At 65.0% G+C, this 23882-nt stretch carries 23 protein-coding genes and 2 pseudogenes; 24 read left to right on the top strand and 1 reads right to left on the bottom strand.

All coding sequences use genetic code 11. The annotated features are described in order from the left end of the window. Positions 1 to 71: 71 nt before the first annotated feature. The 7 genes and pseudogenes from FHR20_RS21325 to FHR20_RS21295 all read left to right on the top strand — a co-directional run bounded on the left by FHR20_RS21325 (position 72) and on the right by FHR20_RS21295 (position 11273). On the top strand, positions 72 to 4295 hold the full coding sequence (locus FHR20_RS21325) for a strawberry notch family protein (RefSeq protein ID WP_167301463.1): 4224 nt from the start codon (positions 72 to 74) through the stop codon (positions 4293 to 4295). Positions 4296 to 4686: 391 nt separating this feature from the next. Beyond that, a complete protein-coding gene (locus FHR20_RS21320; RefSeq protein ID WP_167301462.1) occupies positions 4687 to 6801 on the top strand; it encodes a ParB/RepB/Spo0J family partition protein in 2115 nt (704 codons plus the stop codon). A gap of 95 nt (positions 6802 to 6896) precedes the next feature. Then, a complete protein-coding gene (locus FHR20_RS21315; protein WP_167301461.1) occupies positions 6897 to 7844 on the top strand; it encodes an ArdC family protein in 948 nt (315 codons plus the stop codon). Positions 7845 to 7871: 27 nt separating this feature from the next. Further along, a pseudogene (locus FHR20_RS21310) lies at positions 7872 to 8138 on the top strand (DUF6927 domain-containing protein); the annotation flags it as partial. A gap of 612 nt (positions 8139 to 8750) precedes the next feature. After that, positions 8751 to 10673, top strand: coding sequence for a reverse transcriptase domain-containing protein (locus FHR20_RS21305; RefSeq protein ID WP_024018999.1), 1923 nt, complete (start codon positions 8751 to 8753; stop codon positions 10671 to 10673). A gap of 20 nt (positions 10674 to 10693) precedes the next feature. Next, a pseudogene (locus FHR20_RS21300) lies at positions 10694 to 11035 on the top strand (DUF6927 domain-containing protein); the annotation flags it as partial. 37 nt (positions 11036 to 11072) lie between these two features. Beyond that, positions 11073 to 11273 carry a hypothetical protein gene (locus FHR20_RS21295; protein WP_126002484.1) on the top strand — a complete coding sequence of 67 codons (201 nt, stop codon included), beginning with the start codon at positions 11073 to 11075 and terminating at the stop codon, positions 11271 to 11273. A gap of 101 nt (positions 11274 to 11374) precedes the next feature. Here the strand turns inward: FHR20_RS21295 and FHR20_RS21290 are convergent, their stop codons facing one another. Then, the gene (locus FHR20_RS21290; protein WP_126002485.1) at positions 11375 to 11863 is read right to left on the bottom strand and encodes a hypothetical protein; all 489 of its coding nucleotides are present in this window, start codon (positions 11861 to 11863) and stop codon (positions 11375 to 11377) included. A 75-nt stretch (positions 11864 to 11938) separates the two neighbouring features. On the opposite strand from FHR20_RS21290, the gene FHR20_RS21285 reads away from it, so the two are divergent. The 17 genes from FHR20_RS21285 (at position 11939) to FHR20_RS21210 (ending at position 23842) form a co-directional block, all read left to right on the top strand. Continuing rightward, positions 11939 to 12949, top strand: coding sequence for a deazapurine DNA modification protein DpdA family protein (locus FHR20_RS21285; protein WP_126002486.1), 1011 nt, complete (start codon positions 11939 to 11941; stop codon positions 12947 to 12949). A gap of 101 nt (positions 12950 to 13050) precedes the next feature. Continuing rightward, positions 13051 to 14658, top strand: a complete 1608-nt coding sequence (locus FHR20_RS21280) for a PRTRC system ParB family protein (RefSeq protein WP_046407172.1) — start codon at positions 13051 to 13053, stop codon at positions 14656 to 14658. A 36-nt stretch (positions 14659 to 14694) separates the two neighbouring features. Further along, positions 14695 to 15123, top strand: a complete 429-nt coding sequence (locus FHR20_RS21275; RefSeq protein ID WP_167301460.1) for a PRTRC system protein E — start codon at positions 14695 to 14697, stop codon at positions 15121 to 15123. 43 nt (positions 15124 to 15166) lie between these two features. Next, positions 15167 to 15373: a PRTRC system protein C gene (locus FHR20_RS21270; RefSeq protein ID WP_046407168.1), complete on the top strand. Its 207-nt coding sequence runs from the start codon at positions 15167 to 15169 to the stop codon at positions 15371 to 15373. 2 nt (positions 15374 to 15375) lie between these two features. Next, complete coding sequence (locus FHR20_RS22950; RefSeq protein WP_205499365.1) at positions 15376 to 15600, top strand: hypothetical protein; 225 nt, start codon at positions 15376 to 15378, stop codon at positions 15598 to 15600. 22 nt (positions 15601 to 15622) lie between these two features. Continuing rightward, entirely contained in the window at positions 15623 to 16540 is a 918-nt protein-coding gene (locus FHR20_RS21265) for a hypothetical protein (protein ID WP_205499366.1), read from the top strand. A 7-nt stretch (positions 16541 to 16547) separates the two neighbouring features. Next, on the top strand, positions 16548 to 17375 hold the full coding sequence (locus tag FHR20_RS21260; protein WP_126002488.1) for a PRTRC system protein B: 828 nt from the start codon (positions 16548 to 16550) through the stop codon (positions 17373 to 17375). Further along, positions 17372 to 18031: a PRTRC system protein A gene (locus FHR20_RS21255; protein WP_046407164.1), complete on the top strand. Its 660-nt coding sequence runs from the start codon at positions 17372 to 17374 to the stop codon at positions 18029 to 18031. The genes FHR20_RS21260 and FHR20_RS21255 overlap by 4 nt, the downstream gene beginning before the upstream one ends. Further along, the gene (locus tag FHR20_RS21250; protein ID WP_037448228.1) at positions 18021 to 18779 is read left to right on the top strand and encodes a PRTRC system ThiF family protein; all 759 of its coding nucleotides are present in this window, start codon (positions 18021 to 18023) and stop codon (positions 18777 to 18779) included. The genes FHR20_RS21255 and FHR20_RS21250 overlap by 11 nt, the downstream gene beginning before the upstream one ends. 84 nt (positions 18780 to 18863) lie before the next feature. Beyond that, positions 18864 to 19508, top strand: coding sequence for a hypothetical protein (locus FHR20_RS21245; protein ID WP_037448226.1), 645 nt, complete (start codon positions 18864 to 18866; stop codon positions 19506 to 19508). Between the two features lie 38 nt (positions 19509 to 19546). After that, the gene (locus FHR20_RS21240) at positions 19547 to 20698 is read left to right on the top strand and encodes a phosphoadenosine phosphosulfate reductase domain-containing protein (RefSeq protein WP_079247000.1); all 1152 of its coding nucleotides are present in this window, start codon (positions 19547 to 19549) and stop codon (positions 20696 to 20698) included. Next, complete coding sequence (locus FHR20_RS21235; RefSeq protein WP_037448223.1) at positions 20695 to 21018, top strand: hypothetical protein; 324 nt, start codon at positions 20695 to 20697, stop codon at positions 21016 to 21018. Before FHR20_RS21240 ends, FHR20_RS21235 begins: the two co-directional genes overlap by 4 nt. 18 nt (positions 21019 to 21036) lie before the next feature. Then, a complete protein-coding gene (locus FHR20_RS21230; protein WP_037448220.1) occupies positions 21037 to 21861 on the top strand; it encodes a Mom family adenine methylcarbamoylation protein in 825 nt (274 codons plus the stop codon). Next, positions 21854 to 22234, top strand: a complete 381-nt coding sequence (locus FHR20_RS21225) for a hypothetical protein (RefSeq protein ID WP_037448218.1) — start codon at positions 21854 to 21856, stop codon at positions 22232 to 22234. The genes FHR20_RS21230 and FHR20_RS21225 overlap by 8 nt, the downstream gene beginning before the upstream one ends. Before the next feature lie 61 nt (positions 22235 to 22295). After that, positions 22296 to 23261 carry a hypothetical protein gene (locus tag FHR20_RS21220; RefSeq protein ID WP_037448215.1) on the top strand — a complete coding sequence of 322 codons (966 nt, stop codon included), beginning with the start codon at positions 22296 to 22298 and terminating at the stop codon, positions 23259 to 23261. Next, entirely contained in the window at positions 23258 to 23608 is a 351-nt protein-coding gene (locus FHR20_RS21215) for a DUF3768 domain-containing protein (RefSeq protein WP_037448212.1), read from the top strand. Before FHR20_RS21220 ends, FHR20_RS21215 begins: the two co-directional genes overlap by 4 nt. 39 nt (positions 23609 to 23647) lie before the next feature. Then, entirely contained in the window at positions 23648 to 23842 is a 195-nt protein-coding gene (locus FHR20_RS21210) for a hypothetical protein (protein WP_037448208.1), read from the top strand. Positions 23843 to 23882: the final 40 nt, after the last annotated feature.

Below are 23882 nucleotides of genomic sequence, written 5' to 3'. Positions count from 1 at the left end.
GGCGCCGGAAGAGGGGAGGGGGATCGAGAGCGTGATGCTGCTGAGGGTGCAGCCACGCAGGAGATTCCGAGATGACCGACCTCTTCCACGCGGCCGATGGCGCCGACCATCAAGCCGCGCGTCTTCTCCTTCCGCACCTCGCAGCGGACAGCGTCATCAGCCGCCGCCTGATCAACGATATCATGGTCACTGCTTTCGGCGGGTCCGACGCCGACGGTCGCTGGACTCAGCGCACGAGCTTCGAGGTCCTCGAACATGCGCTCGCCCTACACCTCCGCTCAAGCTGCCAGGGCTTGAATTCTTTTGCTGAAGTCAGCGGCCTGGTCGCACTTTCGGAGAGGCTCCCGACCCAGACGGTGCGGAGCGAGGAGCAACTCGACTGGCAGCAATTTTCAACGCCAGTCGACATCGCCGCCGTCGCGGTCCTGCTTGCGGACGTCCAGCCCGATGACGTCATCCTCGAGCCGAGCGCCGGCAACGGACTGCTTGTCGCTCAAATCGGGCAGCACAAAGCCCTCCACCTCAACGAGCTCGATCCCCTCCGCCGTGGGCGGCTGCACCACGTCTTCCCGGAGGCTACGATCTCCGGCGAGGATGGCGCAACGATCAACTCGACCTTGGCTGCTGCCGAGCGACCCTCGCTCATCCTCATGAATCCGCCGTTCTCGCGCTCCCTCGGGCGTGGCGCCGACGACTATGCGGCGGTCCGCCATCTACAGGCTGCGCTTCGCCGGCTGCAGTCGGGGGGACGTCTGGTTGCGATCATGCCTGATTGGTTCGGACCCAGCGCCAGAATGCGCGACCAGTACGAAACGGTGCTGCGCAACGTCACCGTCCAGACCTCGGTGCGGCTCGAAAAGTGCTATTTGAAGCACGGGACCTCGATCGCCGTCCGACTGTTCGTGATCGACAAGGTCCCCGGCAAGGCGCCGCCTTCCGTAATCCAGCGCTCTTCCGTGGCCGAGCTTCTCGATGCGCTGCGCGTTCCCGCAAGATCGAGGGCCCGTCGAGACGAGTGCGTGCCTGCGCCAAAGCGGTCGGGCGGCGTCTCGCTTTTTCGCGCGGTCAAGAGCAGCCGCCCAGAACCGCGGACCTTTCACGCACCCGTTCGTAACGATGTGCTCCCCGTCGAATATGAGAAGCTCGCGACGCCTGCACCGCTCCTCGAGCAGACCGGCGTCTATCTTCCCTACCGTCCAAGCCGCATCAGCTTCGCCACCGCCGGCGAACATCCGACCGCGCTGGTCGAATCCGTGGCGATGGGATCGATCCCGGCGCCGGTCCCCGACTATGTCCCGTCGCTACCCGAGCGCACCGTCGCCGAGCGCCTGCTTTCCGCTTCCCAGCTCGAAACGGTCGTCTATGCGGGGCATGCCTGGGCGCAGACGATCCCCGGTCGCTTCAAGCCGAACAAGGAAGGCGTCGGCTTGACCCTTGCCGAGGACGGCGACGCCTATCGAAAAGGCTTCTTCCTGGGAGATGGGACGGGTACAGGGAAGGGCCGGCAGATAGCAGCCTGCATTCTCGACAACTGGCTTCAAGGCCGTCGCCGCAACATCTGGGTCACCAAGAACGCCCCCCTTCTCGAAGATGCGCGCCGGGACTGGACTGCGCTCGGCGGTCTCAGCGGCGACATTCAGCCCATCTCCAACTGGAAGATCGACGAGCCGATCAGGCTCGATCAGGGTGTCCTCCTCGTCACCTATCCCACGCTGCGCTCGATGCGCGGCGATCACAGCCGGCTGAAGCAGATCGTCGATTGGGCGGGGGCCGACTTCCAAGGCGTGCTGGCGTTCGACGAGGCTCATGAAATGGGCGGCGTCGCGGGCGGGGAGGGCGCCCTTGGCGCCAAGGAAGGATCGCAGCAGGGTATCTGCGGCGTGCTTCTCCAGAACCAACTTCCCAGTGCGCGCGTGCTCTATGCCTCTGCGACCGGCGCGTCCGACGTCAACAATCTCGCATATGCGGTCCGCCTCGGTCTCTGGGGACCGGAGACCGCCTTTGCCGATCGCGAGCAATTCATCAGCGGCATCCGCAAGGGCGGCATCGCGGCGATGGAGCTAGTTGCTCGCGATCTCAAGGCGACCGGTCTCTACATGGCCCGAGCCTTGAGTTTCGCGGGCGTCGAGTACGAAATTCTGCGGCACGAGCTGACCCCGGCCCAGATCGAAATCTATGACACATATGCCGACGCCTGGTCGATCATCCACCAGAACATGGAACGGGCACTCGAACTCACCGGCGTCGTCGACGGGCTGGAAAACGCCACGCTGAACAGCGGTGCCAAGGCGTCGGCCCGCTCGCGCTTCGAATCCACCAAGCAGCGCTTCTTCGGACAGGTGCTGCTGTCCATGAAGCTTCCGACCGTGATCGCCGCCGTCCGCCAACATCTCGCAAACGGCCAATCGGTCGTACTACAGCTAGTTACCACCGCAGAGTCGATCCTGGATCGTCGTCTCGACGCGCTGAGCCCCGACGAGCGCGCCGAGCTCGAGATCGATCTGTCGCCTCGCGAATATGTGATCGACTATCTCGAGCGCGCCTTCCCGACGCGGCAGATGCGCATTTTCACGGACGATACCGGCACGCAGCGTTCCGTGCCCATGGAAGACGAGGCGGGAAATCCCGTTTACAACCCGGAGGCCGAGGCCGCCCGTTCACAGCTCATTGAAGACCTGTGTGCCTTGCCACCAATCACCTCCGCACTCGACGGCCTGCTAGAGCAGTTCGGGCATGATACGGTCGCCGAAGTGACGGGGCGGACCAAGCGGCTTGTCTCGATGGCCGACGGCCGCCAGAAGCTGGAAACCCGCTCGACCCGGACCAGCCAGGCCGAGGCGGCCGCCTTCATGCAGGGCCGCAAGCGGATCCTCATCTTCTCCGATGCCGGCGGGACGGGTCGGTCATACCATGCGTCGCGCGACGTGCCGAACCAGGAACAGCGCGTCCACTTGTTGCTGGAGCCCGGCTGGCGCGCCGACCGGGCCATCCAGGGCCTGGGCCGCACCCATCGCACGCATCAGGCGAGCACCCCGCTCTTCCGGCCGGTGACAACCGATTGCAAGGGCGAGCTGCGCTTCACGAGCACGATCGCGCGCCGCCTCGACAGCCTGGGCGCTCTTACCCGCGGCCAGCGCCAGACCGGCGGGCAAAACCTCTTTGATCCCGCCGATAATCTCGAGAGCGAATATGCCTGCGCGGCGCTCGTCAGCTGGTTTCATCTGCTTGTCGGTGGCAAGCTGACCAGCGTGTCGCATAGCGAGTTCGAAAGCCGAACCGGGCTAGAGCTCTGCGATAAGGACGGAGTCATGAGGGATGAGCTTCCGCCCATCCAGCGCTGGCTCAACCGGATCCTGGCGCTCCCGATCGCCCTTCAGAACAAGATATTCGATGAGTTTCTTTCTTTGGTCGAAACCCGTGTTTCGGCCGCGCGCGACGCCGGGCGTCTCGACCTCGGAGTCGAGACGATCCTCGTCGACACCGCGACGCTGGTGGATGACACACTCTTGCGAACCGATCCGGTCAGTGGGGCGACATCACACCTGCTCACGATCGAGATCGCTCATCGCAGAACGCCGGTCGCGCTGGACCGCATCCTCCATATCGCGGACAGCGATGCTACAGCCGAGTTCCTGATCAACGGGAAGTCCGGCATGGTCGCGTTGCAGACCCGTGCCCGCGCTCTCATGGAGGAGAAAGAGGGAACGCCCATTCCGCGTTTCGAGCTTATGCGGCCGACACGGCGTGAATACATGCGGGAGCAGGAGCTGTTCGAGAGCGCCTGGACGCCGATCGACCGCGACGCTTTCTGTCGAAAGTGGCTCGAAGAGGCAGAAGTTGCAGCGAACAAGGTCGACACCGAAACCATTCGGCTCGCGACCGGCTTGCTGCTCCCGATCTGGTCCGCGCTGCCGAGCGATCATCTCGTGGTCAACCGGATCGCGGACAAGGCTGGCAACAGCTGGCTCGGACGCCTCGTCTTCGACGAGCATGTCGTGCAACTCTTCACAAGGCTCGGCATCGACCGTGCCGAGAACATGCCACCCGCGGATATCATCAAGTCTGCCTCGTCGGGACGCAGCGTCGATCTGACCAGGCCGTTCCCGATGACGATCAAACGCTCCCTGGTGAACGCCTCTCAGCGGATCGAACTGGTCGGTGCACCGTCGCAGCAACTCGCATGGCTTAAGGCCCTCGGTTGTTTCACCGAGGTCATCCAGTACCGAACCCGCATCTTCCTGCCCATGGCAACGGCCGGCGACACGCTCGATCGCATACTGCGCGCCGCTGCCTGAGGCGGCCAACGCGCATGCGGAATAAGCCACCGCGAATATTCGCAGGATTGAAAATTCGCGTTGTGCGCCCACATCTTAGCGATCGTTCAACAACGGAAAGGAGGTGGTCAGATGTCTCATTGTCATATGCCGCGTGCGGCAGTTCTCATGAGCAAGACCTCCGCCTCGGGAGTCCGGCTCGGCTGAGCTGCCCGTTCAGGCAGGACAATGGAAGGGTCGTCCGAAAGGGCGGCCCTTCGTTTTTGTGCGCGCGTCTCTAAGCATGAGGCGACCGAGAGCGAGCACGGGGGGGGGCGGCGTCCACCCTCCCGGAGCGCTCTGAGCCAGAGAGAGGGAAGGGGGGTCGGGAATGGTGTCCGGAACTTGCCGGACGCCATCAGGAGTTTCCCCCGTGATCCAGACCGTCAAACTCAGCAAGCTGCGTCTCTCACCAATCAACGTTCGCACAGCGCCGGACGAGCAGCTCCAGATCGGGCCCATGGCCGCGAGCATCGAGGCCAAGGGCGTCCTGCAGAACCTTCTCGTCACTCCGGCCAAAAAGCCGCGCGGGACCTATGAGGTGTTCGACGGCGGCCGCCGTTGGCGAGCGCTCCGTCTTCTGGCGGAGCGCGGTACGATCTCCGAGGCGGACTACGACGTGCCTGTCATGGTGCTGACGGGGGAGGATGCCGAACTCTCCGAGACTTCGACCGCCACCAACTTTCATCAGCTGAAGATGACGCCGGCCGAAGAATGCCGCGCTTTCCAGCACTTCATCGGCAAGAGCGGCGACATCGATGCGGTTGCCAAGCGGTTCGGCGTCACCCGTCGCTTCGTGGAGGGTCGCCTGCGGCTCGCCTCGCTCGCCGAGCCGATCTTCGAGGCGCTGAGCAAGGGCGAGATCACGCTTGATATCGCCAAGGCATACGCCTCGACCGAGAACCGCGAGAAGCAGCTCCTGGTCTGGAACACGTATAAGCACAGTGAGGTGACCGCAGACACGATCCGCCGGGTCATTGAAAACGAGACGCTCAAAGCCAGCGACCCCATCGCGATGCTGGTCGGCGAACCGCGCTATCGTACTGCCGGCGGCAAGATCGACGGCGACCTTTTCACAGACGGCAACGACCGTTGGGTCAATCCGGAGATCGCCCATCGTCTCGCCGGCGAGATCATGGAGGCCGAGGCCCGGCGGATCGGTGAGGAGACTGGGCTCGCCTGGATCCGCCCGATCGCCAGCAACTACACGCACAATGCCGCCCACGGGCTCTACCGCGTCATTCTTCAACCGCCGGAACTGACCGCGTCCCAGAGTGCTCGGCTTGCCGAAATCGCAGAGCGTCGCGGTGCTCTCGAAGCCGAGATGCAGGATGCGGATCTTTCTGAGGAGGCGGTCAAGGTGCTCGACCAGGAAGATGATCGGCTGATCGCCGAGGCCGAGGCAATCGAGAATCGCCCTCCGGTGTTGCCGGACGAGCTGAAAGTCCATGTGGGAGCGTTCCTCGTCCTCACCCCTCAAGGCGAGATGCGGCTCGATTCGCAATATTACAGCGAGCAGCAAATTCTCATTGAAAAGCCGCGCGAACCGGTCACGGGCGAGGATGATACTGCTCGTGACGGCGAGGCGGGTCGGGAAGAGTCGCCGACCGGAGGATTTCGCGTCGCCGATCGTGGTTCCGCGCAGCCGGACCGTCGGCCCGAGGCGGTGGCGCCCGGCGGAAAGCCACTCAGCGGGCGGCTGTACGATGAGCTTGCGATCCAACGACGCGACATCCTGGCGTCGTGCCTCCTAGCGCAGCCCGCACTGGCGCTAGACTTCGCGCTGTTCGTGATGATCGACGCCCGGATGTGCTCATCCGGCGGTGCCACCGACAGCGCCGTCAAATACGGCACGACGATTCGCGCGATGGGTCCGCAGGATCCCATGGTCGGAGACATGCCCAGCTCCCGCGCACGGGCCTACCTGGCGGAAGCTCATGATGGTCTCGACGCCGCGTGGACTGAGCATGACAGCGAGGTGGATCGTTTCGAGGGGTTCCGCGCTCTCGATGATGACAGCAAGGCGAACTGGCTCGCTTATATCGTCGCGCTGTCGCTCGAAGCGAAGCCCGGCCCGTCCAATGCCCAGGTTCCGCTTCACAACCGGATCGCCACGATCCTCGAGGTTGACGTCGCGGGCTGGTGGCGGCCGACCTCGGAGAATTTCTTCGACCGCGTGAACAAGGGCACCATCCTCAGCCTCCTCCACGATGTCGGGGGGCCGGCGCTCACGGCCCGTCACGCTTCGCTCAAGAAGACCGAGATCTCCGAAAGCTGCCAGAAGCTGTTCGCCGGTGAGTCGATCGTCGAACCTGAGGTCAAGCAGGCCGCGCTCGCCTGGGTTCCCAATGCGATGCGGTTCCTCGACGATGCCAACGCTACCGTCATCGATCCCGCTGATGACGGCGATGCCGAAGACCCGTCCAATGACGCAGAACGCGGCTCGCAGGCCGAGGGCGGCGAGCTCTTCGAACCGGTCGAGGCCTGACCACCCGGCCACAGCGATCCGAACAACCGCGAGAAACTGGCCGTCGGCGCGCCCGCGCCGGCGGCCATCCCGTCATGCGACCGGAGCACATCACCATGCGCGCCAAATCGACACCGAGCCGCGACGTCGCGGCCGAGATCACCAGTCTCATCATTCGCAAACTGGAGGAAGGGGTTGCGCCCTGGAGCCGACCGTGGCGCGTCACCGGCGCCGGGGGCAGACCGCTGCGGCACTGTGGCACGCCATACACCGGCATCAACACCATCTATCTCTGGGCGATCGCCGACGCGAATGGCTATCGATCCCGTTATTGGATGACTTACCGCCAGGCCGAGGCGCTTGGCGCAAATGTCCGCCGCGGCGAAAGCGGCTCACTCTCAGTCTATTATTCCAACTTCAAAAAGACCGAGGCCAATCCCGTTACGGGCGCCGAGACCGAAAAGAATATCCGGTTCCTGCGGCACTATGTCGTCTTCAACGCCGATCAGATCGACGGACTTCCAGCCTATTTCTATCCCGGATCCGAGATCATCGATCCTGGCGACCCATCCGACCGCCAAAGCGCGATCGACGCCTTTTTCGGAGCCGTCCCCGCCGAAGTGCGCCACGGTGGCGATCGCGCCTTCTTCCACCCGACTTTCGATTACATCCAGATGCCGCACCAGCGGTCCTTCAGGACGATGGACCACTATGCTTCGGTGCGCGCACACGAGACGACGCATTGGTCGGGCGGCACCGCCCGCCTCGCGCGGACGTTCGGCAAGCGGTTCGGGGACCAGGCATACGCATTCGAGGAGCTGGTCGCCGAGATCGGCAGCGGCCTCATCTGCGCGCAGCTCGGATTGCCCAACGAGCTCCACGACAATCACGCGAGCTATGTCGCCCACTGGCTCGGAATCCTGCGCGCGGACAAGACCGCGATCATTCACGCCGCGGCCAAGGCCGAACAAGCTTTCAACTACCTCCTCGCCTTCAGCAGCGATCATGGGGACGAGGGCGCGCCAGTGTCCGCTTCCATCGATCCGCTGACAGAAGCCGCCTGACCCCTCCCGCTTGCGAAAGGACCCCTCATGGGTTGGCTCACCATGCCCTTTACATCGATGGGCGGTCACGCCTCGGCAAAGGCCTATCTCGACGACCAGTTCACCTATAGCCGCGAGGTCGATGGGGGCACCTCGGGTCTCAGGGTGCTCGCCTCGTCCTGCCCACGAAACCGCACCTACTATGCCGCTGTGCAGGTGATGACGAACGGCGCCGGCGGCGAGGTGTTCGCGATCATCTGCAAGGTTCTCTGGAACCCAGGCAGCAAGACCCGTGAGCAGTTCGGCTACAAGGATAGTGCGCCGTTGCGGCGCTGAAATGGAGTATCAGTGATGATGAGGTAAGTTGAGAATGCCTCTGCTCGCCGGACTAACCTCGGGCCTCACAAGGTCTGAAATCCCGAAAGGGACGGGGAACAATAGCATGTTCGGAAAAGGCCAGATGCGTCTTAGTCGCAAATGGAGGCGATGACGGTCAGGGCAAGGTGCGTATGGTGAAGGCTACACTGCTTAAATCCCAGTCTGCAGCAATCTATATAGCGATACTGGCGAAAGCGACTGTCACGCCAGGTCCGGATGATGACAGCGGTCTCATGTCTTGGCCGCCTGTTTCTCAGCCCATCCGGTGCGCCTCTCGTCGAGGGGTTTAGTGGACGAACGGGACACCTAACCGCGCCGCATCTCCATTCAGCGTAACTACGGGATGCCCTAAACAGGCGGCTTCTGCCGGCCTGCATGGGTACGGAGCCGCCATATTACTCAAATGCCCGGGGTAATGCCCGGGACATCGACCTCTTCGGAGGCGGCGGTGCAACTGTATAAGGTCTCGAGCGATCGGGCCGAAAGCGGGGAAGACCGGGGGAAGGGCGGCAGCTGTGATTCTTCAACCACCGATCATGGGGTGTGCTGATGCTGCCAGAAACTGTGAAAGGCCGGTTGGAGGCCATTCCGGCGCTCGTTGCGTCGGGCAAAAGGGTGAATGGACTCTATCGTCTGATGGGGTCTCGCCTCCTTTGGGAGGAGGGGCTCCAGAAGATCGGATCCAACAAGGGTGCGATGACGCCGGGTATTGACGGCGAGACCTTCGCGGACTTCGGACCGGAAGACCTCGACCCGATTATCGCCAGCGTGACGGCAGGGACCTATGATCCCAAACCAGTGCGTCGGGTGTTTATCCCGAAAGGCAAGGGCAAACGGCGTCCGCTGGGCATTCCCACGCGCGACGACCGCCTCGTTCAGGAAGTGGCGCGGCAACTGCTCGAACGGATCTATGAACCGGTGTTCTCGAACGCCTCCCATGGATTCCGGCCGGGCCGGTCGTGTCATACGGCGCTTGAACACGTCAAAGCCGTATGGACGGGGGTGAAATGGCTCGTAGATGTGGATGTCGCGGGGTTCTTCGAGAACATCGACCACGACATCCTCCTGCGGCTGTTGCGGAAAAGGATCGATGACGAGAAATTCATCGGCTTGATCGGCAGCATGCTTAAGGCGGGTGTTATGGAAGACCGGGTTCACACCCGGACCTACAGCGGCACTCCGCAGGGCGGTATCGTCTCTCCAATCTTGGCCAACATCTACCTCCATGAACTCGATATGTTCATGGCGGAACGGATCGCGGCTTTCGAGAGGGGGAAGGTCCGTGCCACGAACCCGGAATATGGGCGACTGGCTGGGCGCATCCAGAAACAACGGAAGCGCGTCACCATGCTGCGGGCCAAAGACAATGTCGACGAGGTGAAGGTTGCGGCCTCCTTGGCCAAAATCCAAACCTTACTGCCGCAAAAGCGGTCCATCCCGTCGAGAGACGCGATGGACCCCGGTTATCGCCGACTTCGTTACTGTCGCTACGCGGACGACTTCATGATTGGGGTTATCGGTAGCAAGGAGGATGCACGAAGCGTGTTCGCCGAAGTCAGGGCATTCCTGACCGAGGCGCTGGCGCTCACGGTGTCCGAGGAGAAAAGCGGTATCCGCAAGGCGAGCGATGGAGCCGCCTTCCTTGGATATGAGGTCCGCACATATACGACACGCCAACGGGTTGTCCGGAGCCGACAAGGTTCCGTCAGCTTCCTTCGTAGGCCGCCGTCGGAAGTGATGCAGCTGCATGTCCCTTGGGAGAAGGTCCACGCGTTCGCTTCTGCAAAAGGTTATGGTGATCTGTCGGTGTTGAAGCCGCGTCATCGTAGCCTGCTGCTCAGCTGCAGCGACGTTGAGATCGTCCTAGCTTACAACGCCGAATTGCGGGGTTTTGCGAACTACTATGCTCTCGCCAAGGATGTGAGCTTCAAGCTGAACAGGCTTGAGTTTCTCCAGCGGTGGAGCTTGTTCAAGACCTTGGCCAGCAAGCACAAAACCAATGTGCGAGCGGTCGTGGCCCGCATGAGGACGGGGCAGGAATTCACCATCGGCTACGACGTCGATGGCCAGCCCCGATCGGTCAAAGTCTGGAAACTGGCTCATCTGAAACGTGATCCGGCCACCTCGTCCAGGATTGATATCCAGCCTTGGACGCAGGTGTTCACCCACTCACGTACGGACTGGGTTGATCGTCAGAATGCCAAGCAATGCGAGGCTTGCGGTCGATCCGATGTTCCGTGTCAGGTGCACCATATCCGGGGGATGGCCGATGTTTCGCACCGCGGTTTTGTCGTGAGAATGAAGGTGGCACGCGCCCGCAGGACGGTGGTCCTGTGCGAGCAATGCCACTGGGATACTCACAGAGGCCGCCTGCCCGATCTACGGCAAAGTGATGGTTCGTCACAGTGGAGAGCCGCATGCGGTGAAAGCTGCACGTGCGGTTCGGCGGGGGGATCAGGGCTGACTCCATGAGCAGCACCAATCCTACCCGACTGACGGAGTCGATGGGGCCGTGCGAGGACGGATGCCCCCAGCACATCCTCGACCTGCTGACGCCGACCGACAAGGAGCACGCGCTCGACTGGCGTCGTCGCTGCGCCGAGAACCTGAAACGCCGCTCGCGCAAGGTCGCGGACGGCGATCGGATCCGGCTGGAGCAGCCGGTCACCTTCTCGGACGGCCATGTCGGGCAGGAATTCATTGTCGAGAAGCAGGGGCGCCGAGTGACCCTTCGCGACCCTGAGACCCGCGGCCGCTACCGGATCAGCCGCCTCATGGAGCGGCAATGGCGGATCGTGCCGACGACGAAGACCCACAAGACGATCTTCGCCTGAGTCCTGCCGGTATCATGCTTTCCGAGAAGGATCTGACATGCTTGACCTGAGCACCGGCCTGTCCCCTAAGCGTCTTCTCCTCTGCAGTCGCGAAAACGCGAACCGCGTCGCCTCCCGGCTGTTCGACGAGCGGCCGGGTCGCGTCAGCATCGTGCGCACCACCAATCCGATCCAGCCTTTCCGCGTCTGCACTTGGCCGGCGTTTGGCGAGCGCGTCGAAGTCGAGATGGTGCTTTGAAGCGGTGATCTATCCCTTTGCGCGAGCCGCGAATCATCTCGCCGACGACCCGGCCCGCCCGATGCGAGACGCGAGGCCTGAGTTCGGGCGCCGACTTCCGCTCAGCAGGATAAGGTCGGATCGGCCCACCAAGACGGTCCCTGCTCGAAAGCGGCGTCCAGCTTCACTATCGGACCGTCCGGCGCGTCGGCGACATAGGGGTTGGTGAGCGGCATCCGGGTCGCCTTCAGCCGCCCCTGCTCTCCCGCGACACGGCCGCGGCGTTCGAGCAGATCCTCGAGCCATTCCAGATCGTCGAGCATCGCCACCACGCCGCGCCCGGCCAGGCAGAAATAGATGCAACGCTGGAAGTCGTCGGCGCCATCGTTGGCGAGGATCTCGGACAGCTTTCCCTTGCCGGCGGGGATACCCTCATGAACCCAGCTCACCGCCTCGCGCAGTTCACGAACCGAATAATAGGCGTCCTCGACGTGCATCCCGATCGACGCGTTCGCGATCATCCGGCGCGTCGGCCGGTTCTCGGAATCCAGCGCCGCATCTCGCAGCGTGATGTCGAGGTCGAAGCGCTCGCGGAACGGTGTCGTCGTCATGGCAAATCTCCTGCGCCAAGGAACGTATCGTGAACGCGCCGCGCCGTCAACATCATCACGCCCAGGGAGGCCGCTATGCCGATTGAGATCATGGTGGGGCTGCCGCACCTGAGCGAGGGACCGATCCTCGCCCAAGCTCGCGCATTGCAGCAGCCCACTCTCATTTCCGCGAATGGATTGTCTCGTTGGACCGAACGCCGCGGGTGGCGGGAATGGGACGGGTGGCGGCTTTCCCAGCTGAGAAATGGCAAGGGACTGGCGGCGCTCTGCCTGGACTCGGCCGGATTCGTCGCGGCGGCTCGATACGGCGGCTTCCCTTGGTCGCTCGTCGATTATGTCGCGCTCGCGGCCGCCTTTCCCTTTCGGTGGTGGGCGAGCGCCGATTATTGCGTCGAGGCAGAAATCGCTCGCGACCGCGAAGAGGTCATCGACCGCCTCTCGCGCACGATCCGCGCCAATCTCGACTGTCGCCGTCTCGCCCAGGATCACGGCATCGCCGACACCCTGATGCCGGTCATCCAGGGCCGCCGTCCGGAAGACTATGAGCGCTGCATAGATGCGCTGGGGGGATCGCTGAAGCCCGGGTCGCTGATCGGCGTCGGCAGCATGTGCCGGCGAGACGTCCATGGTCCGGAGGGGGTCATCGCCGTCATCGACCATCTGGATCAGATATTGCCCAAGGGGGTCCGGCTGCACGCATTTGGCGTGAAGGGTTCGGCGCTGCCATACCTGCTTCCGTTCGAGCACCGGGTCGCGTCTATCGACAGCCAGGCATACGGCATCAGCGCCCGCCAGGCCGCCCGCCAGGCCCGTGTATCCAAGAGCGACCGCTTCGTGGCCGACCATATGGCGCGGTGGGTGGCGGCACAGCACGCACGTCTTGCCAGCCACCCTTTGCGCCTGCCGCACCATCGGCCTGCGGAACCCGATCGCGTCCCGACGGACCCTTGGGAAACGGCGATCGCGCAAGCTCGAGCCGAGATCCGCGAGCTCATCGAGAGCGGGGATCTCGATCACGACGAGATGACAGCGCCGTGGATCGAGCAATGGGCGGCCGACATCTACCGCGAGCGGCTCGCCGGCTGATGAGAGGGGAGGGGGGCAGGAATGGGGTGAGCATGAGGCTCGCCAGAGCGAGGCGCCCATCTACGACGGAGGTGGCCCGCTACCCTGCAAGGAGATCGGCCGTGACCGCACCCCAGCCCACCGGAACCACCATGGTCCCACTCGCCCGGATAGCCATCGGCTACAACCCGCGCCGCTATTTCGACAGCAAGAAGCACGACGAACTTGTCGCGTCGCTCCGGCTGCGCGGCATGCTTCAGCCGATTCTGGTGCGCCCGGCGGACGATGGCAAGGATCGCTACATCATCGTCGCCGGCGGGCGGCGGTATCGCGCCGCGCTCGAGGCGTTCGGTGCGGACGGCGAAGCGCCGGTCATCATCCGGGAAATGACCGACCAGGAAGCGCTCGAGGCGGCGATCGACGAAAACGATATCCGGGATGACGCCTCCGAAACCGAGCAGGCCGATGCCGCGGTCCGGGTCCTCGCCGCTTGCCAGAACGACCGCGGCGAGGCCGGTCGACGTCTTGGCTGGTCGCGCGCCAAGCTCGACCGCCGCCTCGCGCTGGCCAACCTTTCGGACGCGGTGAAGCTCGCGCTCGACAAGCGCCGCATCAAGGTCGGCCACGCCGAGCTGCTCGCCGCCGTGCCGGCGGACAAGCAGGACAAGGCGCTCGAGACTATCCTGGGAGCCGGCCTCGACATCGGGAAGACCCGCGACCTCCTCATGCGCGTAACCCAAAACCTTGCCGACGCCTGTTTCGACAAGTCCGAATGCACGACCTGTCCTTTCAACTCCGGGACCCAACGCGCGCTCTTCGAGACCCACGTCGACGATGGCCATTGCACCAACGCGGCATGCTTCCAGCTCAAGACGGACGCGGTCGAGCAGGCCCGTCAGGAAGAGCAGGATCGTTCCGCCGCAGCCGATGACACCCCCGACGAAGGCGACCTCGCCGAAGCTGATGAGGCCGAGGATCAGGAAGATGAGCGCGCGGACGGGGTCGAGGCGACCGCTCGGCGAGCCGCGCTCGCGCCGGGAACTCCGTCAGGTCGGGCGACCGTGCGATCGAACGCGAATGCCAATGGCCCCAGCGTCACCGCGAAGTCGATCGCGGGCCGCACAAGCGATCTGCGGGAGGCAACCTGGCGCACCGCGCTGGCGCGCGGGCTCGCAGACAACGCTTTTGATGCTCGAACCGCCATCCTCGTCGCCGCGCTGACCGGGACGCTCTCCCAGATCAAGTCGGGCACGCTGACGGCGCGAGCCGGCCTTCTCGTCAACCCGTCCTTCCCTGATCTGGACTTCGGGGGCAAAATCAATGAGGTTCGCGAACTTTCCGAGGCCCAGGCGGCAACCGCGCTCTCGGCGATCGGCGCCGCCTACGCCCGCGACGTGCAATCGTTCAGCCATGTCGCCGATCTCGCAAGGGCGTTCGACGTCGACATCCGTCAGGTCTGGCAGGTCGATCGCGGCTTTCTCGAGCGATATACCAAGGACGAGCTGAAGTTCGTCGCCCGGGAGTGCGGGCTGATCTCGCACATGGGCGAGAAGGCCTTCGCCAAGCTTCTCGGCTCCAAGAAGGCCGATCTGGTCACCGGAATGCTGAACGCCGCCGGCTTCGATTGGGCGGGCCGGCTGCCGAGCGCGATGACCCTCGACGGGCAATATGGCGCGGCGCCCGGCGCCGCCCCGATGTCCAGCCGCCGCGTCGATGCGCTCGCCGCCTGATCCACTTTCCTCGCATCCGAACAAGGACGAACGACCATGCTTATCGCAAACCTGCTCCCACTGCTCCACCGCTATTCGCTAGGGTTCGACCTTGTCGCCGGGCCGGACGACACTGTGACCCTGACCGTCATCCCTCGGAAGGTCGAGGGCACGGCGGCCGCCCTCGAGGTCGGCGAGACACGGCCCATCTCGATCACCGCAAGCGCAGCGGAAATCGACGCGGAACTCGCGCGTGGCGCCGACGGCGCACTCGGTCAGCTGATCGCGACGCGCAAGACTCTCGCCGATCAGATCGCCGATCAACGTGAGGCCGCTGAAGCCGCCAAGTTCGCCTCGGCCGAGGCCGCCAAGGCAAGGCCAACACCGGCGCCGGCAAAGACGGCGACCACTTCCGCGTCGCCGGCACCAGCTCCGAGCGCGCTCCCGGCCGAGGCCAAATCGAACGAGCCGGCAAGTCTTTGGTGACGGCCCCGCTTCGGCCCGTGTTCAATCTCTCAGGAGAAGCCCCATGCAGATCAATCACCTTTCGCGCGCTTATCGATATGACGGGATCGACCTTCCGGTTCCGCCCCACCTTGCCGAAGACCCGCAGGGCCTGCGCGCGTATCACGCCACTCTCTATCCCGCGATCCTGAACGCCGAACTGGTCGACGCCGGCGTCACCGCGGGTACCCATGTCACCGAGTACCGCCGCGCGGTCGGCACCAAGGGATAGCCGTGGCGCGCAAGGCCGACGCGGTCCTTCCCGCCGCATCCCGCAAGACACTTCTCGAATGGATCGAGTTCGATGATGGCGACGCTACCCGCTCTCCCGGACCACCCTGCGACCCGCAGGCCCAGGCCCTCCACCTCAAGATCCTCATCGACCCGGCATCGCAACACGGCGAACCGGCCGAGCCCCTCCAGTCTCCCAACGGCTTGCGACTGCCCCCGCTCGGCTGACCTGGCCGGTCGGTCGGTCGTCTTGTCCCGGGAGATCCCGGTCAGTTTCGATCAGCCGCTTGCACGTCATCACAAGCTGATTGGCGGTTGGGTCGCATCGCGCGACCAGACGGCACGGCGTTGCACGCGCGCTGAGGCTCGACGCCGCATCGAGCGCGTTTTCGATAAGGCGGTTCTGGATATTCTCAGGCCGCTCGAACTGGCCGAACTGCGCGTCGCCGTCCTCAACAGCGAGGACATGGACGCGCCGGCCATCGCCATCGTCTGCGACAGTATGGGACAGCTCGACCTCGGCTGGATCGAGACCAGCGACGCCCAGATCGGCTGGCGCGCCGCTGCCTATACCGCGCTCGCCCGGACCATGGGCTCAGCGCTTCCGATCTTCGGCTACGACGATCTCTTCGAAGAAATCTCGATGTACTATTGGGATGGCGAAATCGAGGACAAAGCCGCTCGCGACGCGCTCGTGGCCTATCATGGTGCCGATCCGGAGGATCTTGAAGACACCATCCTTCCCTCTGACATGAATGACAGAAGGCCGGACTGGATGATCGCGGCGAACGCAGCGCCGCTGCGGTCGCTGCCGAACGGCCTGCGCAGCGCGCTTCGCAATCTGCGATGCAGCCACCGGGCGCTTCGGGCCCTGCCGGATGAGAAGAACGCCTGGCATTTCGACGGCGCGACCCTCCACGAATATCTGCCGGACCTGGAGGAGTGCTCGTCATTGCCTCCTCTGACGCTCGTGCCCGTCGAGCAGTTCGCGCGCGAGGTCGACGATGTCGCACGCCACGGCATGGAATACGGTTTCATGGACATCGCCGGCCTCTGCCCGTTGCCGGACGCCGCTCGCGTCACCGATTGGTTCGCATCGCTCGAGGCGGGCGCCCGGCTTCTGCTCGCCGCCCAAGAGCTGATCCAGCTCGATCCCGACACCCTGTGAGGCAGCCATGTCAAAGCATTCGACCCAATTCGAAGCCACCGCCGGCGGGCTGGTGCTGACCAACGCCATCCTGCTTTATCGAACCGAGGCCGCGAGAAGCGGCACGCGCTACGGCGCTCCCGGCCAGGATGGGCGGGCGTTCGCCAGCCTTCATCACATCGAGCATGATGACGACGCCGGGCCGAGGATCGCCGCCGGCACGCCGCTGACACGGGCGCACCTGCGCCAATGGTCCGAGGCCTTGGGTCGCGCCGCCGCGCCCGAGCTCCTCCCGCACAACGTGCTCGTTGCGCACCAGGATCTCCTCGCGTGGTGGATCCCGGCGAAGGTTCGTCCGGCCTACTTCAATCTGAGCACGCCGCTCGCCGGCCTGAAGGCTCTTTCCACCAGAACGGTGGTTTCGGTCCCTTACCCGGCCCACCTGCTCGTTGCCACGAAGCGATCGCTGGGAGTCTACGCGCTTCGAGAGGATGAGCGGCCGACTGCCGACTCTATCGTCTTCCATTCGCCGATCCTCAATGTCTACGCCGACGGCACGCTTTGCTGGGGGAATATCCCGAAGCCCGGAACGCTGTCCGTCTCCGCCATCCCGGACTTCGAGCGGGCATTGTTCGAGTCCTGGTCGACTCATCCCAATCACGGGCAGGACCAGACGGTCTCGGGCAAGGGTGGACTCATCTCCCTCTGGGACGACCTTGCGGCGCGCCGCGCCGCCCGCTTCCCGGTCAGGCGTCTCAAGGCTTTCGCCGTCAAACGTCGGTCGGTTGCGGCATCGTCCCGCAAGGCTATCGAGCCGCTGACGCTTGGCCAACTCATCGAAAGGACGAGACGATGACGGCTCTCGCCGATGACCCCACGGCGGCTGCCTTGCTCGCGGCCGTCCCGTGCTTCCCTGCGCCGCCGAGCGGCAGCTCACCCGGCCTGGACGCGGTACGGGCTTCGCGCGCGGGCCATTGCCTCGCGATCGGCCGAGACGGCGTCTTCCTGATTGTCAGGCGCCCGTGGCTCGAGCTCGATGTGCCTGTCACGCCGCCGATTGCCGCCTACCTTCCCTATGGCAGCGTGGGCGAGCCTCGCGCCAACCTTCGGTGCGGCCTGATACCGCGGGCGTTCTTGGCCCAGATCATCGATCATTTCGGCGCGGCGCTGCCCAATGAGGCGGCCGCCTTCATCGTGTGGGACGAGGACGATCGGCGCTTCCTTCTCGATTTCCCGCAGATCGACCAGGCGACGCCGTCGCGCCTGGTCTATCGGACACCTGTCCTGCCCGGGAACCGCCACATCGTCTGCGATATCCACAGCCACGGCCATGGCCGGGCCTTCTTCAGCGCCACGGACGATGCCGATGACGCTCACGCGACCAAGATTGCGCTCGTCATCGGTCGCCTTGGCGGTCCCGACAGTCCCGAGTTTGCCTCTCGGCTTTGCGCCGGCGGGATGTTTCTTCCGCTCCCGCGCAGCCCCTTCGAAGGATACGGCCATGACGCCTGAAACACGTGATCGCCACTTCCTGCCGGAAGGGCTCCACCACCGCGTAATCAATGTCGTTCTGATCGGGTGCGGGGGAAATGGCGCCCAGATTCTGATGGGCCTCGCCTCGCTCGATACGGCGTTGCGCGCAATTTCGTCGCGATCCCTTCATGTGATCGTGGTCGACGATGACGTCGTAACCGAGGCGAACCTCGGCCGGCAGCCCTTCTACCGCTGCGATCTCGGCAACTCCAAAGCCCATACGCTGACGGAGCGGATCAACCTTGCGCACGGTCTCGCCTGGCGAGCCGTTCACGGCCGAGCGCCCGAGGCGATCGATGTATCGGGGGCGGACATTCTGATCAGCTGCGTCGATACCGCCTCAGCTCGCCGCGCCCTCGGCGCCGCGCTCGGTGGAGGGTCCAAGGCACCCGCCTATTGGCTGGACCTCGGCAACCGCGCCGGCGATGGCCAATACATCATCGGCTGCCCCGCCGCTGCCCATCGCCGGAACGAGCGTCGCCTGCCCACCGTCCTCGAATATTTTCCGGAACTCGCTGACGAGAGCGTGCCGGACGACGACGCGCCATCCTGCTCGGTCGCCGAGGCCCTGGAGCGACAATCCCTCTTCGTGAACCGCATCGTCGCGAGCCACGCGCTCTCACTCCTGTTCGACCTGCTCGGTCGCGGGTCGATCGGTCACGCCGGAGCTTTCATCAATCTCGGCAGCGGACGCTGCGCCCCGATACCCCTGCCGGCGGCTGCTTGATCGTCGACGCCCGCCGGCGTGAAGGAGAAGAGAGGGGAGGGGCTGGTCGAGCGGATTTGCGCTTGAGACCGGAGTACCCCGTCCATGACCTACGATGTCGCGATGCGCCACCAGCAGGCGCTCGACCCCAGCGCCCTGACCACCATCGGCGCAGGATTGCACGCCATTCACGCGGCGATCACCGACTGTCGCAATGCCGGAAAGGACGCTGAGACCGACGCAGCCGTCATCCTGCTCGTGAGGCACCTCGTGTCGGTAGCCGAGCGCCGCCCGGACAGCATGGCCCTGCGCCGCACCTGCATGGACCAGATCGCCGAAATCCGCCGACATCCTGTGCTTCGCACGCTCGCCTATCGCGGCGTCGCCTATGACGAGGCCGCGAAGCGCACCTTCCATGCCGAAGGGCGGACCGCGATGCGCCGGCTCGCCGAGGCCCTGGGCCTCGAGGCCGAGAGCTACTCCGTCCGCTCCAACAAGGGCGGTGCTGCGGTCTCCGGCGAGATCACGCTCCATGGTGACGAGGTTTATGTCCAGCTCTCGCTAGGCGGGCTGGGCCAGGATCGGGAGGTTCTCTACCGCCGCGTCAGCGGCCGAACCGACTATTGCGGCCAGCGCAATCACTTCGCGCCCGTCACTGCACTGCTCGCCCCCGATCGCTTTGCGCAGCAGCTTCGGCGGGACCTGCAGCTCTCGCCGTCCGTCACCCAGGCGGATCGGCTGTTCGCCTGACCGGCCTCGCGTTCGCCCTCTCGCCGCCGGAGCAGACCATGATCCACCACGCTCGCCTCGCCTCGGCGGCTTCATCGCACATGATCAGCCCGGAGCTTCCGGGCATTGCCCTCACGCCCGAAATCATCGGCGCTATCCGGGCCGGCGCCTGGATCGTCTTCAACCTGTCGGGCGGAAAGGATTCGAGCGCCGCGATGGCCGCGGTCAACCTATTCCTCGATCTCGTCGGTCATCCGCGCGAACGGCGGATGGCGATCCATGCCGATCTCGGCCGTGCCGAATGGGCCACGACCCCGGAGACCGTCCAGCGCATCGCCGCCGAGGCGGGCATGCCGCTCACTGTCGTCCGGCGAGCGGCGGGCGACCTGGTCGATCGCTGGATCCAGCGTTTCGAGAGCGGCAAGCGGCGATACGCGGCGCTCGAGACCTATAATCTGATCGGACCGTGGTCGTCGGCATCGCTTCGCTTCTGCCAATCCGAAATGAAGGCGGCGGTGATCGGACCGGCGGTTGCCCGAATGCACCAGGGCGAACAAATCATCTCCGTTCTCGGGCTGCGCCGCGACGAAAGCCACAACCGGGCCTCGATCCCGATCGCCAAGGCCGACGAGCGGTACGCCAAGGCCGGGAACCGGCACGGAACGACGATGATGACGTGGCATCCGATTGCCGACTGGACGAGCAGCGACGTGTTTCACGCCCACCGCATGCTCGGGATCCTGCTGCATGAAGCTTATTCGACGTGGGGCTCGAGCCGGCTGTCCTGTCGCTATTGCATTTTCGCCTCGCTGCAGGACCTCGAGGCGTCGGCAGCGGCGCCGTCGAATGCCGAGGTTTATCGTGAACTGGTCGGCATCGAGGCTCGTTCGACGTTCCCCTTCCAGCCGACGCGGTGGCTCGCCGACGTCGCGCCCCGGCTGCTGAGCGCCGGGCTCAGGTCGGACGTCGCGCGCGCCAAGGCCGACCAGCTCGAGCGCCGCCGTCTAGAAGCGTCGATGCCGCCAGGTCTGCGATACGTCAAAGGTTGGCCGCCCCGGCTGCCCACTCCGGCCGAGGCCGAGGACATTGCCGCGGCCCGGCGCCCGATCCTGGCACGCCATTCCCTGCCAGACCGATTTCCCACCGCGGTTTCGATCATGGAGCGATTTGCCGAGCTTCTCGCGGTCGCGCCACGGAAGGCCGCGCGATGACGGCGATCGATGTCGCCATCGGCCAATGTCGCCTCACCGCCGAGATCGAGGATCAGCCGCCGCTCGGCTGGCGCTTCTGGTCGCTGGCCGGCTTCGCCGGCGATCCGATCGACACCAACCCTTATGCCGGGTCGCGGTGCCTCGCCCTCACGATGGTGGATGTCGAGGGCCGTGATCGATGGCTGTGCGCGATGGAACGCGATCATAGCTTTCGCCTGCTTTGCACACACGACCTGCTCCCATCAACCGACCAGGCGGGCGCCGAGCGCTTCGCACGGCAAATGCTGGACGATCACGCCCGTCAGCCTCGTCTGCTCTGACCTTCGGATCATCACCTCATGCAAACCGACCGCAGCCAGCGATGGCGCGAGCGGCGCGCGCTATGGGCGCGCGACCTCGAGCTCATCGATCCAAGCGCCTATCGGGTCGAGGTCATCGACCATGCCGTGGCGCGCGCGTTCATCGCACGGCACCACTACCTCCCGACCTATCCGGCGGCCCAAGTCGCTGTCGGCCTGTTCGATCGCAGTGGTGCTCTCGAAGGCGTCGCCGTTTTCGCAGTGCCGACCACCGGCGCCGTGATCTCACGCCACACCGGCTTCGACGATCCCGCACGCGGCTGCGTCCTGGCCCGTCTCATCCTGACCGACGCAGTGCCGCAGAACGGCGAGAGCTTCTTCGTGGCGCGCGCCTTCCGGCACCTCCGCCGTGAACGGCCGGGAATCGAGGCCGTGGTCTCGTATAGCGACCCCGGCGCCGGGCATATTGGCCGGGTCTATTGCGCGCTCTCGGCCGCGCACCGGGCGATCACGAGGCCGCGTACCATGCTCCGCGTCGGCGACATCACCATCTCGGGACGGACCCTCTCAAAAATTCGTCTCGGCGAGCAAGGACATGCTGGTGCGATCGACCAGCTGGTCGCGCTCGGCGTCCCGAGGCCGTCGATAGGCGAGGAGCCGCGCCGCTGGCTCTGGCGGCTTCAACGCGAGCGGCATCTCCTCGCCCACCAGCAAGCCGGGCTCTATGCCTATTGCTTCGAGCTCACCCGAGAGGCGCGCCGCCGAGGCCGCGCGCTCCCCCGGTTGCCCTATCCCAAGGCTCTTCCGATCCGGCACCCCACGCTGCCGCTCTTTCCTGTCGATGCGGAGACCAACCATGGCTGACATCACGACCCTCCCCGTCATGACGGCGGCCGATGCCGAGAGCATCGGCTTTGCCCGGTTCAACGACGTGCCGACGCTTCCGGTCGACATCCCCGACGGCAACTTCACGATAACGGCGAAGACGTCGGACGGGCGAAGGGTCACGTTCTTCTTCGGCGAGCACAAGCGCGGCGCGCCGCCCAGCTTCGTCGACATCCAGTATCACGATCACGGCACGAACATCGCGAACGCCAACGGCGGCATCTCGCCGACCTTCGAGATGCTGACGATCGGCCTCGGCGGCCGACAGGTGTTCGACAGCCGCAAGCTCGATGCCGATGACAAGCCGTCGATCGCCGTCATCCTCCTGGGCGAGCCCAGCCGCCAGGAATGAGGGGAGGGGGGTCTGGAGGATCGGAGGCGATGACCGCCTTCAAGATCCGAGGCCATCCTTCATGTCCGCTTTTCCTCACGCCGAGGCCGGGATGGCCCGGTCTCCCGACTACATCCTGGTTTCCGCCCCGCCACCGGTCGTCCTCGCCTACGGTATCGGCGTCGATTCCACCGCGCTGCTCGTGGAGCTGGAGGCCCGCGGCGAGGCTCCTGATCTCGTCCTGTCCGCCGATCCCGGGGCCGAGAAGCCCGAGACCTATGCCTATCAGGAGATGATGGCGGCGTGGATGGCGGCGCGCGGCATCCCCTATGAGATTGTCCGGTACGTTCCCCGACGCTTCAAACACTGGCCGCCTTACTACTCGATCCTGGCCAATGTGCTCACCAACGCAACGCTTCCCAGCATCAGCCTGGGCCGACATAGCTGCTCGCTCAAATGGAAGGTCGCGCCGCAGGATGCCTACCTTCGCGACTGGGCGCCGGCGCAGACCGCCTGGTCTCGCGGTCAGAAGGTCGTTCGCCTGATCGGCTACGATGCGTCGCCCGCCGACAGTCGTCGCTACGCGCACGCCTCCGCCATCGACGACCCCCTGTTCGAGTGCCGCTATCCGCTGCGCGAATGGGGCTGGACCCGCGATCGCTGCGTGGCGCGCATCGTCTCGGCCGGCCTGCCGGTGCCTCCCAAATCAAGCTGCTTCTTTTGCGGAGCGATCCGGCCTGACGAGGTTCGCGCGCTTCCCTCCTGGTGCCTGCGCCTGATTGTCCTGATCGAGGCCCGAGCCGAGCCCCGGCTCCGGTCCGTCGAAGGCCTGTGGCGCCGCTCGACCAAGACCAAGCCGGGCAAGATTACCGACTTTATCCGGGCGGAGCGGCTCCTTCCCGAGGCCGAGATCGCGGCGATCCGCCGCGACGCCCCGACCAACCTGATCCGTTTCCAGGACGCGGCCAGCCTCGTGCCGGTCTCAGAGCGTCCGACGATGGAAGCCTGGATCGCGACCTTCAATGCCGGCCTGATGGAGGCAGAATGACAGACCAGCTCTCCCGCATCGCCACGCTCAACGATCGCGTCCGGCAAGGTCTCGATCCGGCGGCGCGGATCGTCATCACCGCCGCTTGCGCAGCGGCGCTCGCCGAAGGCTCAGACCCCGACGCGACGCTGCGCGCCCATGGCGAATTGCTGATGGCGATCGACCGGTGCGCCTTCGCGGCCGACGAGCGCGATGAACGCCGCCGCGGCGAGGTCCTGTTCAGGGGCAGGGCGATCCGCTTTGCGATCGACTATTATGATCGCTCGCTCGAATGGGGCTCCGAGGATCCGGGCGACCCCGATGTCACGACACGGGTCATGACGATCATGCTGCCCGAAGACGATTAGGTGCCTCGCGCGCCGCTCCATCCCTTTCGGAGGAATGATATGCGCCGGATCACCCCGGCCACGCCCGAGCACGGGCAGGCCATCGCCATCGCGGTCGAACGACTGCGCGAAGCGCGGACTCTTCTCCGCCAGGCTGGCGCCCGCCAGGCGGCGTCGGCCGCCGGCAAGGCGATCAGCAGCGCCGAAGGCGCAGCCCGCCACGTCCAGCACCGGATGCGGCGCAGCGGCGGATAAGCCGCAATGCTCCGCAACCGAGGCCGGGCAGCATGCGTCC

Source organism: Sphingomonas leidyi (assembly GCF_011761945.1).
GTDB classification, from domain to species: Bacteria; Pseudomonadota; Alphaproteobacteria; order Sphingomonadales; family Sphingomonadaceae; genus Sphingomonas; species Sphingomonas leidyi.
Note: the sequence above shows the minus strand (reverse complement) of the source record. Positions and strands in the feature narration are given on the sequence as shown.